The sequence below is a fragment of the Streptomyces sp. NPDC030222 genome (assembly GCF_055573115.1).
Map to the genome: position 1 here is coordinate 1 of NZ_JBVICA010000062.1, position 2,598 is coordinate 2,598.

Consider the following 2,598-nt stretch of genomic DNA (forward strand, 5'->3'; position numbering starts at 1 on the left):
GGTGGTGGTGCGGACGCGGCGTTGCCGGAGTTCGGGGAGGGCGGCGCCGGGGACGCCGCGTTTGACGGCGATGAGGGCGTCCATCAGGCGCAGGCCTTCGAACGCGTCGCGGGCGTAGCGGACTTCGCCTTGGTAGATCTCGTGGAGGTCCTGCTCGACGTAGGCGCGGGTCAGGGCGGCGCCGCCCAGGATGACCGGGTAGCGGGCGGCCAGCCGGCGCTGGTTGAGTTCCTCGAGGTTCTCTTTCATGATGACGGTGGATTTGACCAGGAGGCCGGACATGCCGATGACGTCGGCATGGTGTTCCTCGGCGGCTTCCAGGATCGCGGAGACAGGCTGCTTGATGCCGAGGTTGACCACCGTGTAGCCGTTGTTGGACAGGATGATGTCGACGAGGTTCTTGCCGATGTCGTGGACGTCACCGCGGACGGTGGCCAGCACGATGGTGCCCTTGCCCTCCGCGTCGCTCTTCTCCATGTGCGGTTCCAGATAGGCCACCGCGGACTTCATCACCTCCGCGGACTGCAGCACGAACGGCAGCTGCATCTGCCCGGAACCGAACAGCTCACCGACCACCTTCATCCCGTCCAGCAGCGTCTGGTTGACGATGTCCAAAGCGGGGCGGTCCTTCAGGGCCTGGTCCAGGTCCCTCTCCAGACCGTTGCGTTCACCGTCGATGATCCGCCGCTTCAGCCGCTCCTCCAGCGGCAGCCCGGCCAGCTCCTCCGCCTTCCCGGCCTTCAGCGACTTCGCGGTGGCACCCTCGAACAACGCCATCAGCTTCACCAGCGGGTCATAGCCCTCCGCCCGCCGGTCATAGACCAGATCCAGCGCGGTTTCCACCTGCTCCCGGTCGAACCGCGCGATCGGGAGAATCTTCGACGCGTGGACGATCGCGGAGTCCAGACCGGCCTTGACACACTCGTCCAGGAACACCGAGTTCAGCAGGATCCGGGCCGCCGGGTTCAGCCCGAAGGAAATATTCGACAACCCCAGCGTCGTCTGCACCTGCGGACGGCGCTTCTTCAGCTCCCGGATCGCCTCGATCGTGGCGATCCCGTCCCGCCGCGACTCCTCCTGCCCCGTGCAGATCGTGAACGTGAGCGTGTCGATGAGGATGTCCGACTCCAGAATCCCCCAGTTCTCCGTCAGGTCCGAGATCAGCCGCTCGGCGATCTCCACCTTCTTCTCCGCCGTCCGCGCCTGCCCCTCCTCATCGATCGTCAACGCGATCAGCGCCGCGCCATGCTCCCGCGCCAGCGCCGTGACCTGCGCAAACCGCGACCCGGGCCCGTCGCCGTCCTCGTAGTTGACCGAGTTGACGACCGCACGGCCGCCCAGCTTCTCCAGACCCGCCCGGATCACCTCCACCTCGGTCGAATCCAGCACGACCGGCAGCGTCGAAGCCGTCGCGAACCGGCCCGCCAGCTCCTCCATGTCCGCCACACCATCCCGGCCGACATAGTCCACACACAGATCCAGGAAATGAGCACCCTCACGGATCTGCTCCCGCGCCATCTCCACACAGTCATCCCACCGGCCCTGCAGCATCGCCTCCCGGAACTTCCTCGACCCGTTCGCGTTCGTCCGCTCACCAATGGCCAGATACGCAGTGTCCTGCCGGAACGGCACACTCTGATACAACGACGCCGCCCCCGGCTCCGGACGCACCCGCCGCTCCCCGGGCACCACACCCCGCACCCGCTCCACCACCTGCCGCAGATGCTCCGGCGTCGTCCCGCAGCACCCACCCACCAACGACAGCCCGTACTCCCGCACGAACGTCTCCTGCGCATCAGCCAGCTCCACCCCCGACAGCGGATAATGCGCACCATCCCGCCCCAGCACCGGCAGCCCCGCATTCGGCATACACGACAACGGCACCCGCGCATGCCGCGCCAGATACCGCAGATGCTCACTCATCTCCGCCGGACCCGTCGCACAGTTCAGACCGATCATGTCGATCCCCAACGGCTCCAACGCCGTCAACGCCGCACCGATCTCCGACCCCAGCAGCATCGTCCCGGTCGTCTCCACCGTCACCGACACCAGAACCGGCAGATCCACCCCCACCGCATCCAACGCCCGCCGCGCACCGATCACCGACGCCTTCGTCTGCAGCAGATCCTGCGTCGTCTCCACCAGCAACGCATCCGCACCCCCCGCGACCAGCCCCTCCGCATTCGCCTGATACGCATCCCGCAACACGGTGAACCCGGCATGCCCCAACGTCGGCAGCTTCGTCCCCGGACCGATCGACCCCAGCACCCACCGCTGCCGGCCCGACGACACCGTGAACTCGTCAGCCACCTCCCGCGCGATCCGCGCCCCCGCCTCCGACAACTCGAACACCCGGTCCGCGATCCCGTACTCCCCCAACGCCGCGAAATTCGCACCGAAAGTGTTCGTCTCCACACAATCGACACCCACCGCGAAATACGCCTCATGCACCGACCGCACCATCTCCGGCCGCGTCACATTCAAGACCTCGTTGCAGCCCTCCAACTGCTCGAAATCCTCCAACGACGGATCCTGCGCCTGCAACATCGTGCCCATCGCACCATCCGCCACCACCACACGCGAAACCAACGCCTCGCG

1 protein-coding gene is annotated in these 2,598 nt (G+C 66.7%); it reads right to left on the minus strand.

What is annotated here, in order from left to right; translation table 11 throughout:
• On the minus strand, positions 1-2,598 hold a 2,598-nt coding region (metH, locus tag ACZ4Z5_RS33275; protein ID WP_468270006.1), incomplete at both ends, for a methionine synthase.